Raw genomic sequence first — 12,599 nt, 5'->3', positions numbered from 1 at the left:
TATAATCGACAATCGACAGGGAGGTGGCACATGGACCGCAAGTTCACGTGGCAGGAACAGCGGATGACGACGCCGGATGGTGTCTACCGCGTGCTCCGCACCGCCATCCTGAACGGAACTGTGCCTCCGGGGGAACAGCTTCGCGAAACGCACATCGCCGCTGACCTCGGTATCAGTCGGTCCCCGCTACGTGAGGCGCTGACCAAACTTGAGGAGGAAGGGCTGGTGGTCAAGATCCCCTTCCGGGGGTCCTTCGTTGTGGAAGTCAGTGCCCGTGACGTCGCTGAGATCGCATCGATCCGGGTACTCGTTGAACCCTATGCTGCCGAGCTTTCAGCCCCCACCCTGCGGGGTCCCGAGCGGCTCCGGCTCAAGCAGACCATCGAGGAACTGTACCGGGCCACCGACACCAACGACATCCCGGGCAGCATCGACGCCCACCTTCGCTTCCACAGGCTCTTCTACGAATTTTCGGGGAACACCGCCCTGCAAAACATGTGGAACGGGTGGGAGAACAAGCTGCGCCTGTACCTGGCGGTCGATCACCGCACCTATAGCGACCTGCACGATATTGCTGTTGAGCACGAGAAATTGGCTGAGCTAGCTCTGGCAGGAGATTTCGATGCCTTCCGGCAGGAAATGGTCAGCCAATTCCAGAATGCCCTCCACGAAGAACCACTAGAGCAGAAGTAAACCGGCAAGCCCTGCCCTAGTCCACGAACGCTTAGTCCACGAACTCCGACTGCGTCTCAATGAAGTCCCAGTCCTGCAACGTCAGCACCCCGCTGACCTTGTCTGTATGAGGCCCGCCAGCCTCGGCGATATGCTGCAGGACCTGCAACGGAAGTTCCTCGGCACGCAGGTTTTCGCGCAGCCACTCCTTGCTGTCCAAGTGCAGGTCCAGCCACCACATGAAGATTTCCATCGCAGACCACCTTCCTTCGGATTAACCGTAGGCCGGGGCCGGGTCGTCTACAAGGGCTGCCCTACAAGGGCTGCTCCATCACGGCCTTGGCTATCAGGGTCTTGTGGGGAATCGGGCGAAGGGCCAATCTGTACCTAGGACGCTGGCGCGCAGGTTTCAAGAACCCGTGCCCACGCCCCTCGCACAAGGGATCCGCCATGGACTGTGACATCGAGCTGGAGATCGATACCGGCTCTGCACGCGGCGAATACACGGTGCACGTGGTCCGTGCTCCGGCGGGAGGCCACGCTTCGGGGATGTTCACCTTGGACGTTGACGGCATCCTGGACCGGCTGCCCCAGCTTGAAGCCACTGTTCTTGCCTCCGCCGTGGCCGCCCGGCGCACTATGCCCGTGGCGGAGATGGCAGTCCGCGAAGTAGGCCAGCAGTTGTTCCAGGCTTTGTTCACCCGCGAGGTCTACGGCACGTACCGGGCCAGCCTTGGCGCGGCCCAACACGCTGGCCAGCAACTCAGGGTGGTCTTGCGGCTGGCCGCCCCGGAATTGGCAACCATGCCGTGGGAGACCCTCTTCGACCCCGAAACCGAGACGTACTTGTGCCAAACAGAACCCCTGTTACGGCATATCCCTGCTCCCGACTACAACCAGAACCCCTTGGACGTGGCTCCCCCGCTGCGGATCCTGGGCATCGTCGCTTCGCCCCGGGACCTTCCTACCCTCGACGTTGATGCCGAGAAGGACCACCTGAGCAGGGCGCTGGCCGGTCCTGTAGCCGAGGGACGCGTGGAGCTGGTGTGGTCCAGGAGCGGAACGTGGGACGACGTTCAGTCCTTGCTGCTGGCCGGTCCCTGGCATGTGGTCCATTTCGTGGGCCACGGCGATTACGATTCCCGGACAGATGAAGGCAGGATCGCCCTGGTGGGGCCGGACGGCAGGGCCGCGATGGTCCGGGCCGTGCGGCTCATGGCCCTGCTCAGTGTTGCCGCCCCACGCCCGCGGCTCGTTGTGTTGAACTCGTGTTCCTCCGGCGAGATGGGCCAATCGGACCTCTTTTCCGGCACCGCTTCCTCGTTGGTCAGGAGCGGGATAGGCGCCGTCGCGGCAATGCAATTCGCCATCAGTGACTCCGCGGCCATCGCCTTCGCCCACGGCTTCTACGCCGCGATCGCCAACGGCCGAACTGTGGACGAGGCAGCACGCGTCGGCCGGATCTCGGTCATGGCCAGCCCGGACGGCACACTCGAGTGGGTCACGCCGGCCCTCTACGTCCGGGGCGGCTCCACTCAACTCTTCACGCTGCGCGGCACGCCACGCGCAACGGTGTCGGAAGCACGTTCGACGCCGGCACCTACCTCGGGCGGGCAAGCCGGCCAAGCTACGGTCCCGACGCCGGCACCCACCTTGGGCGGGCAAACGTCAGCCCCGCTGCAGGCCCCGGGAAGTTCCCGCGTGGGCGATGGCGCTGCCGCGAGGGCCGCACAAACCAACGCCGATCAGGCCATGAAGCGAGCCCAATTGCGGGCCCTGTACGTCCAGGCATCTGCGGAGTCAAGGGCACGGCGTTTCGAGCAAGCCGTTGAATTGTTCGATGACCTCCTGACCTTGGAACCCGGCTACCGTGACGCGACCGCGCTAAGGGAGAGTGCACAGCATCGGCTGGACATGTCCCGCACCTACCGTGAGGCACTCGCCGCTGAAGAGGCAGGGGATTGGCTGGCCGCGGCGGACGCCTATGCCCTGGTGCAGGAAGATCCAGAGTTTCCCGAAGCAGCAAACCGCCGGCAGGACTGCGAGCGCCGTCAACGCATCTCCGACCTCCAGGGCGAACTGCGCTACCACTCGTCTTTGGGCTCGTGGGGAGCCGTGGTGGATGTGTCAGCCGAACTTTCGACGCTCGATCCGACCGCTGCCGATCCCGATGGGCTTGCGAGCGCTGCAAGGGCTGAGATCGAGAAGGCGAAGCCACCAGAACCGGAGCCAGCAAAACAGCCTTCCCCGGAAAGAGGCTCATACACGGCTGCGGACCTGCCCGCAGAGCCACGGCGGCCAACGGCGACCCCCACAACGGCACCCCCCACAGCGCGGATCCCGGCACCTACCCAAGCCCCGGCGTCGAGCACTCCATCCGCGAAACCGCCGCAACCAGCACTCGCTTGGACACCGCTCGCGTGGGGCGGTGCGGCCTTGGCAGTGGCGGGCGGCTTGGGGGCGTCCATCGTGGTGTTCTTCATGTGGTTCGACGAGACTTACTGGCAGGACAACGGCGGCGACATCGTACTCCGGATCCTGTACGGACTGCTGGCACCAGTCGGTTATCTGCTGCTCATGCTCGCCGGGCTGCCTGAACGGGCCGTACCAGCGCGTGTTGCGATGACCGGCGTCGTGCTTTCCGCGGCGATCTTTGGGCTCGCCGGCTTGAACTACACGGTGGAAGTGACCGGCGTCGTGGCCAGTTTTTTCCTGGCCGCCTTCGGACTTTGGGCGGGCATTCTGGCGCTAAAGGACCCGGCCAGGCGAACGTTTGGGTGGCTCCTGCTGCTGCCCACCGTGTTGCAACCGATCATCTGGATCCAAGGGAAAGGCGTGTTCATGGAGAGCTGGTACATGTCGCAGGCGCTGCCGTTGCTGCTGCATCTGATGCTTCTTTGCGCGGTGGGCGTTGTGTTCGTCGTGATGGCACGGCGGCTTCGGCCGGCGACTGAAGCGGGGCCTCCTGCCAAGGCGGGAACGTCACCATGAGCCGCCTGGTTGAGTTCACCACCGACGACGGCGGCACGGTTGTTGTGGAGGTCGCGAGCACAGCCGGGAGCATCGTGACCCGAGGTGGCGATCATGCGGGGGATCATTCCGGCGTCTTCGCGAGGGCCCAGCAGACGTTCCAGCGGGCCCTCGAGCATGTCCGACCCGCCGTGCAGGGCGTGATCGATGAGCTGCTGAGCTTGGAGAACCGTCCTGACGAGGTCAGTGTGGAGTTCGGCATAGACCTCCACGCCGAGGCCGGGGCTTTCATTGCATCGGCCAGCACGGCATCCAACTTCAAGGTGCGGCTGACATGGAATAAACCGTCCCCACCCAAGTAGGTCGCAGCTGAGCGCGTTCTGAGCCCTCAAAACGCGCTCAACTGCGACCTACTTGGGTGAGCAGACGGCCTGTTCAAGGACACCTCGCGGCGCAACAATAAGGTATGGCTGCGGAGAATTTCAGCGGACGGATTCCTTTGGTTGTCGGCGTCTTGCCCGACCAGCACGTGGAGGTGCTGCAAACAGCCCGGACGCTGGCTGAGCAACTCGGCGTGCCGCTGGTTTGTGCCTACGTGGACGAGGCCAGTTACCTCGTGGAATGGGACCCGGCGCGGGAGACACACCGAATGTCGCTTCATCCGGAGAAAGATGACGAGGAGGTCGCAGCTGTCCGCAGTGATCTGGGCAAGGTCATCGGCGAAGCCATGGATGGCGGCTCAGCGGATTGGACTCTGCGGTTGCTCGCTGGAGATCCTGCCCGCGCCCTGGGCCGACTCGCCGAGGACATCCACGCCTCGATGATCATTGTCGGAACGCCGGAACCTGGCCTGGGACACCGCATTTCCGAGGCTTTGAACGGCTCGGTGGCGGCATGGCTGAGCCATCATCAACGCCGGCCGGTGCTGATCGTGCCGCAGAAAAAGCCCCAGGAAGCTGCCCGTAAAAACTAAAGCGAAAGTACTTATTCGAGGTGGTGGCAATGCCGTCCCGCCCAACGTAGAGTGATTACTGCAGGAAGCGGAAGCACCTGCTCAAAGACCGCTCCGGAGTGCGTATCCCCCAATAACGCACTCCGGAGCTCTTTGTTTAAGCTGCACTCTCATGGGGACAAGCGCACGACGCCGGCACCCGGCTTGGGTGCCGAAAGGTCACCTCACGAACGTGTACAGCAGCGCCGCCATTGCGAAGCCCACGATCGACAACACTGTCTCCAGAACGGTCCAGGTCTTCAGAGTGTCCTTGACTGACATGTTGAAGTACTTGGAGATGATCCAGAAGCCGCCATCGTTGACGTGGCTGGCGATGATGGAGCCGGAGGAGATCGCCACCACGATCAGGGCGAGCTGCGGCTGGGAGTAACCCGAGGCCAAACTCGGGGCCAGGATGCCGCCGGTGGTTACGATCGCCACGGTTGCGGAGCCCTGCGCAATGCGCATACCCGCGCTGATCACGAAGGCGGAGAGGATGATCGGCAGGCCGGCCTGGGCCAGCGAGTCCGCCACAGCCTTGCCAACACCGGTAGCCGAGAGAACTGCGCCAAAGAACGCGCCGGCGCCAACAACCAGCAGGATCATGCCTACGGGACGAAGCGATGAACCCGTGATTTCGCTGAGTTCGGCGGAGCTCATGCCGCGCCGGATGCCCAGGAGCCACATGGCCAGCAGCACGGCGACGGTCAGTGCGATTGCCGGGTTGCCGAAGAACTGGAGTATGTCTCGGAAAACACCGGGAGGCGCAAAGATGTTGCCGAACGTGCCGCCAAGGATGAGGATCATGGGCAGGCCGATGGCCAGCAGCACCAGTCCGATGGACGGCTCGTGGCCACGCGCTTCCTCGGCCTCAGCAACGATGCGGTCCTCGGGAACATTCACCATCACGCGCTTGCCGATCCACGTGCCCCACAAAATACCGGAGGCGAACCAGGCCGGGATGCCGCAGATGAGGCCCATGAGGATGATCCAGCCAAGGTCCACATGGAACAGGCCTGCGGCAGCAACGGGTCCGGGGTGCGGAGGCAGGAAGGCGTGTGTCACGGAGAGGCCGGCCAGCAACGGAAGTGCGTACAGTGCCAGCGACTTGCCGCCGCGAATAGCAGCGACGTAAACCAACGGGGCCAGGACGAAGATGCCGATATCGAAGAACACCGGGATACCCAGCACAAAGCCGGTGATACCCATGGCGAGCGGGGTGCCCTTTTCGCCGAAGATCTTGACCAGCCTGCCGAGCAGCACTTCCGCACCACCAGACCGTTCGAGGATGGCACCGAGCACAGTACCGAGGCCGATGATCACGGTGATGTGGCCAAGGATACCGGCGAAGCCCTTCTCAATCAGGGCATCACTGCTCTTGGTGGCCGAGCCGACCAACGCTTCAACCGAGACCCCACCCACCAAAGCCACGATCACGCCGGTTCCCACCAGGGCGATGAACGGTTCGAGCTTGACCTTGATGATCAGGAACAGCAGGAGGGCGATGCCCGCGCCTGCCAGGAGGAGCAGGCCGGCGGTGTCGTGCCGCAGCCATTCGAGAAATTCATTCATGGGGATTCTTTCTGGGTGAGTCCTACTTGAGGGTGCCGGTAAACGCGGCGGCACGGGCCGCGATGTCTGCCCAGTTGCCTGCAGCGACCGCTGCGGGCGGGACCACGCTGGTGCCGCAGCAGACTGCGACAGCACCGGCGTCGAGGTAGCTCTTTGCGTTGGAAGCGTCGATGCCTCCCGAAGGCAACAAACGGATGCCTGGGTAGGGGCCCTGCAGGTCCTTCAGATACGCAGGTCCGAGTTGCCGGGCAGGGAAAATCTTGACGACGCCGGACCCAAGGTCAAGTGCCTGTGCCACTTCGGTGGGCGTCATGGCGCCAAGGCTGAAGGGTATGCCGGCGGCCACGGCGACGGCTGCAACTTCCGGCCGGATGCCCGGTGTCACCAGGAACTTAGCACCGGCATCGATCGCTGCGCGGGCTTGGTCTGCGGTCAGGACCGTACCAATTCCGACGGCGGCACCATGGTCTGCGGCAGTTTCTGCCGCACGCTTGACGTGCTTGAGCGCATCCGGGGTAGTGAACGTCAGTTCCACACTGCGGATGCCGCCGTCGGCCAATGCCCGGCAGAGATCCGCGGCGTCCGTAATGGACGGTGCGCGGACCACGGCCAGGGTGCGGTCGGCTTCAAGCTGCTGGATGAATTCTTCAGGAGTCATGGGTGGTGCTGCTTTCCTTCTCGGCTAAGTCCGTCACGGCTTCGACGCAGCGCACGGCCGGCGCGCGCACCGGTGGGCTGGCCGCCGTCGATCGCTGCTTCGCCGTTGACGAAGACGTAATGGATGCCGCTGGCGGGTTGGCGGGGATTCTCAAAAGTGGCTTCGTCGCGGATGGTGTCCGGATCGAAGAGCACGACGTCGGCCGCGTAGCCTTCGCGGACCAGTCCCCTGTTGTGGAGCTTGAGTCGTGCGGCCGGACGCCCACTCAGGTGATGAACGGTTTCCTCGAGGCTGAGCAATCCGAGATCGCGAGAGTAGTGGCCGAGGTAGCGCGGGAAGGTTCCCCAGGCACGGGGGTGCGGCTTGGCGCCGACCAGGAGGCCATCGCTTCCGCCGGTGTGCGTGCGGTGTTTCATGATGGCCTGGACGTTTTCCTCGTGCCCCACGTGCTGCAGGATGCCGGTGCCGAGGCGGTCTTCGGTGAGGATGCGGGCGAAAACATCGAACGGCTCTTCGTTGCTCTCGGCGGCGATGTCCTTGATGGTTTTGCCCACGAGTCCTGCGAGCGCCGGGTTCTGGACGCCACTGATTTCAAGGGTGTCCCACTCGGCAACTACCCCGTGGCAGCCGTCGGATCCGTAGATCTCAACGGCTTCCCTGATGGGGGCGCGGGACTCGGGATCTGCCAGGCGGGCAAGCGTCGCTTCCGTTCCGCCGGACGACGCCCAACTGGGAAGGATCGCGGAGAGCGTGGTGGCGCCGGGGAGGTACGGGTAGGTGTCCAGGGTGATGTCCACACCTTGCTCCAGGGCTTCATCGATGAGCTCCAGGAGTTCGCCTGCCCGTCCCTTGTTCTCCGCGAAGTTCATGGTGGCGTGGGACAAATGAAGGGCGCAGCCTGTGTCCCGGCTCAGCCCGATCATCTCCGCATACGCACCCAGCGCACCCTTGCCGTACGAGCGGTGATGGGGTGCGTAGAAGCCGCCCAGCTCCCCCACAGTCCTGCAGAGGCCAGCGAGTTCTTCGGTCTGCGCGTACATGCCCGGCGTGTAGGTCAGGCCGGAGGACATTCCGACGGCGCCCTCCTCCATGGCCAACCGGATGACGTCCTGCATCTGCTGCTGTTGCTCCGGCGTCGGGTCACCTTCGGCGAAGCCCATCACCATGGCCCGGACGGTTCCTTGAGGAACCAGGTAGGCTGCGTTGGTGGCGATGCGGCCTGTGGTGCCGTTCGCATCGGTGACCTCACTATCCAACCGGTCCAGGTACTCCCCCACGGTCCGCCAGTCCCAGTCGAAGTCCGCCGGGTTATCGTTCCAACCAGCGATCTTCTCCCGGACACCTGCAAGCGTGGCATCATCCACTGGTGCGTAAGAGAGACCATCCTGGCCCAAAAGTTCCGTGGTGACGCCTTGGCTGAGCTTGGCGTAGTGCTGCCTGTTAACAAGCAGTTGCAGGTCAGAATGCGCGTGCATATCGATGAACCCAGGACTCAGGACCAAACCAGTGGCATCGATAACGCGGTCCGCGCCGGTTGAGGCTGCAGTGAGGGAACCAGCGGTGAGGGAACCGGCGTCGACGACGGCGGCAATCACCGCACCGTCCAGCAGGACATCCGCCGTGCGGCGGTCCGCTCCGGTTCCATCCACCAGGGTGGCGTTGCTGATAAGGGTCTTCATGGCAGGGGTCCTAGAAGAAGGTATGGATAAGGTCGACGACGGCCTGGTTGCCTGAGCTTTCGGCGGACCCGCTGTCCCCGAGCACCGGGATCACGGTCCACTTATCGAAGGCTGTGCAGGGATGGGACAGGCCCAGCCGGATCACATCGCCGGGTTGGACGCTGGTGGTATCGGGGTCGAAGGTCATGAAGCTGTGCTGATCGTTGACCGACGTGATTTGGGCTCCATGCAGTCGCTCCATCTCTCCGCCGAGGACAGGACCGATGAGCTGCGGTTCCGGCAGTCCTTCATCGAAAGGGAGGTCGCGCTTGCCGGCGTCGAGGATGGCCAGGCCCGGTTCCGTTTGTGAGACGACCCTTGCCCAACCGTGCATTCCCGCCCGGAACGGCTGATCACCTTCGCGGGAGAAAGGCGAGATTCCGCGGTAGAACCCGTCGTCGTGGATGATGTAGGCGCCGCTGCGGATCATGAGGTCCACGCTGGGATCTCCCATTTCGGCCCCTGTGCTGATGCAGGGCGAGAGAACGGTGACGACGTCGTCGAAGTAGGCGCTGCCGCCGGCGGTGATGATCACTTCGCTGGAATCGTACAAACCCCCGGCGAGCAGTTCTTCATGAAGTAGCCGCATCTGGGCGAGGTAGCCGCGGACGGCACCCAGTCCGGCGTCGTCGGCTGTGTGGGCGAGCGAGCCTTCGTAGCCGCTGACACCTACCAACCGCAGATTCGGTGAAGCAGCTACGGCGCGGGCCACCGCCATGGCAGCGTCAACGCCCCGGGCTCCGGTCCGGCCTCCATGCGCACCGAGCTCCACGAGCACATCCAGCACGGAGTCGTTCCCGGCGAGCACGCGGTTAATGACTTCCACGGTTCCCACTGAGTCCACCCAGGACAGGATCGGCCCATCGGCAGTGGACGTTCCGGCCACCCATTGGATGGCGTGCGGGTCCGTAAGGCTGTTGGCGAGCTGCAGGTTCCGGACGCCGAACTCGCGGGCCACCCGCAGCTGCGCGAAGTTCGCGAGGGTGATACCCCAGGCTCCGCGGTTGAGCTGCTCGGTCCAGAGCTGGGGAGACATGGTGGTCTTGCCGTGTGGCGCCAACAGCACGCCGTGTTCCTTGCACCATTCGGCCAAGTGATCGGCGTTGGCCTGGAGCGCAGCACTATCAAGCGTGAGCAGCGGCGTCTGGAGATCGGCCAGCGTGTGCTTGGCCGCAAGGAATTCGGCGTGCGTGCTCCCGTTGGCGGTGGCCGGAATCGCCTTATGCCGCCAATCGAGTTGACGGTCTGCAAGGCCGGCCACGGCGTGTGCCGAGATGGCTTCGGAAGTGTTCACGGGTTCATTCCCTTCGCGGTTGCGTTGCGTATTTTGCAACGCTGGTTGCAAACCTGATGGTGATATGTCTAACATGGTGGCGGATCGAGAGTCAAGGCCGCGCAGAGGCGCACGAACTAGTGGGAGAACGATGCTTTCAGCTGTATGCGTTGGCGAAACAATGGCCATGCTTACCCCTGTCCAGGCCGTTCCCCTGCACCTCGCAACCGAACTCCACTGCGGAATTGGTGGCGCTGAGTCCAATGTCGCCATGGGACTCGCGGCCATGGGCCTGGAGACGCACTGGGTTAGCCGGGTGGGCCATGACGGCTTCGGCACGCGCATCCTTGACGAGCTTCAAGCGCACGGAGTGGGAGTCTCCGGCGTCGAGGTGGACGAGTCCCGGCCCACCGGCCTCTACGTGAAGGTCCCCGCCCAGGAATCAGACCCCGACGGCGGCAGCTCAGTTCTGTACTATCGGCAAGGTTCTGCGGCGTCGGCCATGGGACGCCCTTTGCTTTCCAATCCCGCTGTTTCGTCACTGCTGGAAAATGCGGCACTCATCCACCTGAGTGGCATCACCGCTGCCCTGTCCGCCGAGTGCCTGTCTCTCCTGGAGGCCATGCTGACCGAGCCGCGGAACGGGCGCATCGTCAGCTTCGACGTCAATTGGCGCGAAGCCCTCTGGGCGGGCCAGGATCGTTCGGTCCTGCAGCGCCTGGCGAACCTGGCCGACGTTGTCCTTGTTGGAAAAGACGAAGCCGAGCACGCGTTCGGCACAACTGAGGAAGCCGAACTGCGCCGTTTGATGCCGGACCCTCAGGTGCTCGTCATCAAGAATGAGGCTATCAGCGCGATCTCCCTGGACCAGAGTGGCACCCGGGAAGAGGTGCCCGCACTGTCCGTCGCCGTCGTCGAGCCTGTTGGCGCGGGTGACTCGTTCGCCGCCGGTTACCTCAGCGGCATGCTGTCCGGGCTGGGACAAAAGGAGAGCCTCCGGCGGGGGCACGTCGCGGCTGCCTGTACCTTGACCGTCCATGGCGACCGCGGCCCCCTGCCTGATGCTGTTGAGCTCGCGGCCATCCTTGATTCTTCGGATGAGGACTGGGCTGCTATCCATGTTGAAGAGGGACATTTCAACACCAGAACCGGAGCGTGACATTTTGAGCCAGAGCCTCATGCGGGCCATCGACCTGCTCGCCGAACTCGCAGCGAAGCCCGCCACCCTTGACGAGCTCTCGTCCAAAGCGTCCGTGCACAAAACCACCGTGATGCGGCTGCTGCACGCCATGGAGGAGAAGCGGTTCGTGGTCCGGGACGAAGAGCAGCGGTTCATGCTGGGTTCCAAACTGTTCGAACTGTCATCGCTGGCTCTGGAGCAGCGGGACATTCGCAAGGTCGCCCATCCGCACCTCGCCGAGCTGAATGGCCGCACCGGGCACACAGTGCACCTCGCCGCGTTCGAAGGAAGCGAGGTGGTGTACATCGATAAGTTCGAGTCCCACCACCCCGTCCGCATGTACTCGCGCATCGGCCTGACTGCATCGCTGCACTCGGCCGCTGTGTCCAAGGTCCTTCTCGCCGACATGCCGCGGAGCCGGCAGGAAAAGATCGCGGCGGGGCTGGACTACATCAAAGTTACCGAGAACACCCTGACCTCGCCGGAGGCCTTACTGGCCGAACTCGAGCAGGTCAAGGAACAGGGCTGGGCCCACGACAACGCTGAGCACGAGGCATTCGTGCACTGCATCGCGGCCCCCATCCGCGACGCCAGCGGCGCTGTTGTTGCCGCAGCCTCTTGTTCGGTACCGGTAGTGATGCTCAGCTATGAAGGCTTGCTGGAGCTGCTGCCCGACCTCAAAGCCAGCACCGAGGCCATCTCGAATGACCTCGGCTGGATCAGCCACGAAAGGAACTCAGCATGAGTGAAAAGAACGTAGTACTGACCGAAAACGCCCCCGCCCCGGCACACGTATTTTCCCAGGGCATCAAAAAGGGCGGGATGTTCCAGGTCTCCGGCCAGGGCCCCATGGATCCCGCCACCAACCAGTACATCGGCGAGGGCGACGTCCGCGTCCAGACACGTCGCACCCTGGAGAACGTGAAGGCCATCCTCGAAGCCGGCGGTTCCTCCGTTGAAGACGTCATCATGTTCCGCGTCTACCTCACCACCCGTGATGACTTTGCCGCGATGAACGAGGTGTACGGGGAGTTCATCCGCGAGAACGTGCCCAGCGGATTGCTGCCGAGCCGCACCACCGTGTTTGTTGATCTCCCGCACGAGGTCATGCTGGTGGAGATCGACGCCCTGGCTGTTACTGCGTAGGCTCCCTGGCCGCGACACCCATTTTCGTTTGCGCCACAGTTTCGGGCTGGCGACACCTATATCCAGGCGTCGTCAGCCCGTTTCTGTGTCCCCAGTGAATTTGCGCGGCGTCAGCGTTCTCCTGGGCTAGGGTGCCGGGGTTTCGCTCTTGTTCTTGCGGCGGTTTTGGATCCCGAGGATGAGGAAAGTGATGCCCATGCCCAAGAATGCGATCCCGGCAGGGTTGACTATGATCGCCATGGCCACCGCGACAATGAGAAAGACGATTCCAACTGGGAGCAATGCCGAGCTCCCGTACTTGTCCGCTCGGGTGTTCCGGTCCAAGGTGGGCTTTGTGTCATCGCTCATCTACGCGAGGCTACGTGGGCCCGCGGGCGAGGCGCAAGCGTTGCTAGGAGGCCCGTTGCTTCCTCACCCAC

General features: G+C 63.6%; 13 protein-coding genes. 7 read left to right on the top strand and 6 right to left on the bottom strand.

Annotation, left to right across the window (positions count from 1 at the left end):
• Nucleotides 1-30 precede the first annotated feature (30 nt).
• Nucleotides 31-693, top strand: a complete 663-nt coding sequence (locus AB4Z15_RS10725) for a GntR family transcriptional regulator (protein WP_442017242.1) — start codon at nt 31-33, stop codon at nt 691-693.
• Between the two features lie 31 nt (nt 694-724).
• On the opposite strand, the gene AB4Z15_RS10720 is transcribed toward AB4Z15_RS10725, so the two are convergent.
• Nucleotides 725-925 (bottom strand): hypothetical protein, encoded by a 201-nt coding sequence (locus tag AB4Z15_RS10720; RefSeq protein WP_442017241.1) that lies wholly within the window; start codon nt 923-925, stop codon nt 725-727.
• A 197-nt stretch (nt 926-1,122) separates the two neighbouring features.
• Here AB4Z15_RS10720 and AB4Z15_RS10715 point away from each other — a divergent pair, with 197 nt between their 5' ends.
• The 3 genes from AB4Z15_RS10715 to AB4Z15_RS10705 all read left to right on the top strand — a co-directional run bounded on the left by AB4Z15_RS10715 (nt 1,123) and on the right by AB4Z15_RS10705 (nt 4,615).
• A complete protein-coding gene (locus tag AB4Z15_RS10715) occupies nt 1,123-3,663 on the top strand; it encodes a CHAT domain-containing protein (RefSeq protein ID WP_442017240.1) in 2,541 nt (846 codons plus the stop codon).
• Entirely contained in the window at nt 3,660-4,004 is a 345-nt protein-coding gene (locus AB4Z15_RS10710) for a CU044_2847 family protein (RefSeq protein WP_442017239.1), read from the top strand. The genes AB4Z15_RS10715 and AB4Z15_RS10710 overlap by 4 nt, the downstream gene beginning before the upstream one ends.
• Before the next feature lie 104 nt (nt 4,005-4,108).
• Nucleotides 4,109-4,615 (top strand): universal stress protein, encoded by a 507-nt coding sequence (locus AB4Z15_RS10705; protein WP_442017238.1) that lies wholly within the window; start codon nt 4,109-4,111, stop codon nt 4,613-4,615.
• A 198-nt stretch (nt 4,616-4,813) separates the two neighbouring features.
• Here the strand turns inward: AB4Z15_RS10705 and AB4Z15_RS10700 are convergent, their stop codons facing one another.
• Genes AB4Z15_RS10700 through AB4Z15_RS10685 form a run of 4 tightly spaced genes read right to left on the bottom strand, consistent with a single transcriptional unit; the run spans nt 4,814 to nt 9,875 of the window.
• Nucleotides 4,814-6,205, bottom strand: a complete 1,392-nt coding sequence (locus tag AB4Z15_RS10700; RefSeq protein WP_442017237.1) for a GntP family permease — start codon at nt 6,203-6,205, stop codon at nt 4,814-4,816.
• Between the two features lie 22 nt (nt 6,206-6,227).
• A complete protein-coding gene (locus AB4Z15_RS10695; RefSeq protein ID WP_442017236.1) occupies nt 6,228-6,863 on the bottom strand; it encodes a bifunctional 4-hydroxy-2-oxoglutarate aldolase/2-dehydro-3-deoxy-phosphogluconate aldolase in 636 nt (211 codons plus the stop codon).
• Nucleotides 6,860-8,542, bottom strand: a complete 1,683-nt coding sequence (locus tag AB4Z15_RS10690; protein WP_442017235.1) for an N-acyl-D-amino-acid deacylase family protein — start codon at nt 8,540-8,542, stop codon at nt 6,860-6,862. The genes AB4Z15_RS10695 and AB4Z15_RS10690 overlap by 4 nt, the downstream gene beginning before the upstream one ends.
• A gap of 10 nt (nt 8,543-8,552) precedes the next feature.
• On the bottom strand, nt 8,553-9,875 hold the full coding sequence (locus tag AB4Z15_RS10685; RefSeq protein WP_442017234.1) for an alanine racemase: 1,323 nt from the start codon (nt 9,873-9,875) through the stop codon (nt 8,553-8,555).
• A 130-nt stretch (nt 9,876-10,005) separates the two neighbouring features.
• Between AB4Z15_RS10685 and AB4Z15_RS10680 the strand changes: the two genes are divergently transcribed.
• Genes AB4Z15_RS10680 through AB4Z15_RS10670 form a run of 3 tightly spaced genes read left to right on the top strand, consistent with a single transcriptional unit; the run spans nt 10,006 to nt 12,180 of the window.
• Complete coding sequence (locus AB4Z15_RS10680) at nt 10,006-11,013, top strand: sugar kinase (protein ID WP_442017233.1); 1,008 nt, start codon at nt 10,006-10,008, stop codon at nt 11,011-11,013.
• A gap of 4 nt (nt 11,014-11,017) precedes the next feature.
• Nucleotides 11,018-11,779 carry an IclR family transcriptional regulator gene (locus AB4Z15_RS10675; protein ID WP_442017232.1) on the top strand — a complete coding sequence of 254 codons (762 nt, stop codon included), beginning with the start codon at nt 11,018-11,020 and terminating at the stop codon, nt 11,777-11,779.
• Nucleotides 11,776-12,180 (top strand): RidA family protein, encoded by a 405-nt coding sequence (locus AB4Z15_RS10670; RefSeq protein ID WP_216924578.1) that lies wholly within the window; start codon nt 11,776-11,778, stop codon nt 12,178-12,180. Before AB4Z15_RS10675 ends, AB4Z15_RS10670 begins: the two co-directional genes overlap by 4 nt.
• 126 nt (nt 12,181-12,306) lie before the next feature.
• Here the strand turns inward: AB4Z15_RS10670 and AB4Z15_RS10665 are convergent, their stop codons facing one another.
• Nucleotides 12,307-12,528, bottom strand: a complete 222-nt coding sequence (locus AB4Z15_RS10665) for a hypothetical protein (protein ID WP_442017231.1) — start codon at nt 12,526-12,528, stop codon at nt 12,307-12,309.
• Between the last annotated feature and the right edge of the window lie 71 nt (nt 12,529-12,599).

The organism is Paenarthrobacter sp. 2TAF44, assembly GCF_052114885.1.
GTDB lineage: Bacteria > Actinomycetota > Actinomycetes > Actinomycetales > Micrococcaceae > Arthrobacter.
This window is presented reverse-complemented; position numbering and strand designations above follow the sequence as displayed.

Coding starts and splice junctions, on each gene's coding strand:
- AB4Z15_RS10705 (WP_442017238.1), top strand. CDS start 4,109: ATGGCTGCGGAGAATTTCAGCGGACGGATTCCTTTGGTTGTCGGCGTC.
- AB4Z15_RS10700 (WP_442017237.1), bottom strand. CDS start 6,205: ATGAATGAATTTCTCGAATGGCTGCGGCACGACACCGCCGGCCTGCTC.
- AB4Z15_RS10720 (WP_442017241.1), bottom strand. CDS start 925: ATGGAAATCTTCATGTGGTGGCTGGACCTGCACTTGGACAGCAAGGAG.
- AB4Z15_RS10690 (WP_442017235.1), bottom strand. CDS start 8,542: ATGAAGACCCTTATCAGCAACGCCACCCTGGTGGATGGAACCGGAGCG.
- AB4Z15_RS10670 (WP_216924578.1), top strand. CDS start 11,776: ATGAGTGAAAAGAACGTAGTACTGACCGAAAACGCCCCCGCCCCGGCA.
- AB4Z15_RS10665 (WP_442017231.1), bottom strand. CDS start 12,528: ATGAGCGATGACACAAAGCCCACCTTGGACCGGAACACCCGAGCGGAC.
- AB4Z15_RS10725 (WP_442017242.1), top strand. CDS start 31: ATGGACCGCAAGTTCACGTGGCAGGAACAGCGGATGACGACGCCGGAT.
- AB4Z15_RS10695 (WP_442017236.1), bottom strand. CDS start 6,863: ATGACTCCTGAAGAATTCATCCAGCAGCTTGAAGCCGACCGCACCCTG.
- AB4Z15_RS10710 (WP_442017239.1), top strand. CDS start 3,660: ATGAGCCGCCTGGTTGAGTTCACCACCGACGACGGCGGCACGGTTGTT.
- AB4Z15_RS10715 (WP_442017240.1), top strand. CDS start 1,123: ATGGACTGTGACATCGAGCTGGAGATCGATACCGGCTCTGCACGCGGC.
- AB4Z15_RS10680 (WP_442017233.1), top strand. CDS start 10,006: ATGCTTTCAGCTGTATGCGTTGGCGAAACAATGGCCATGCTTACCCCT.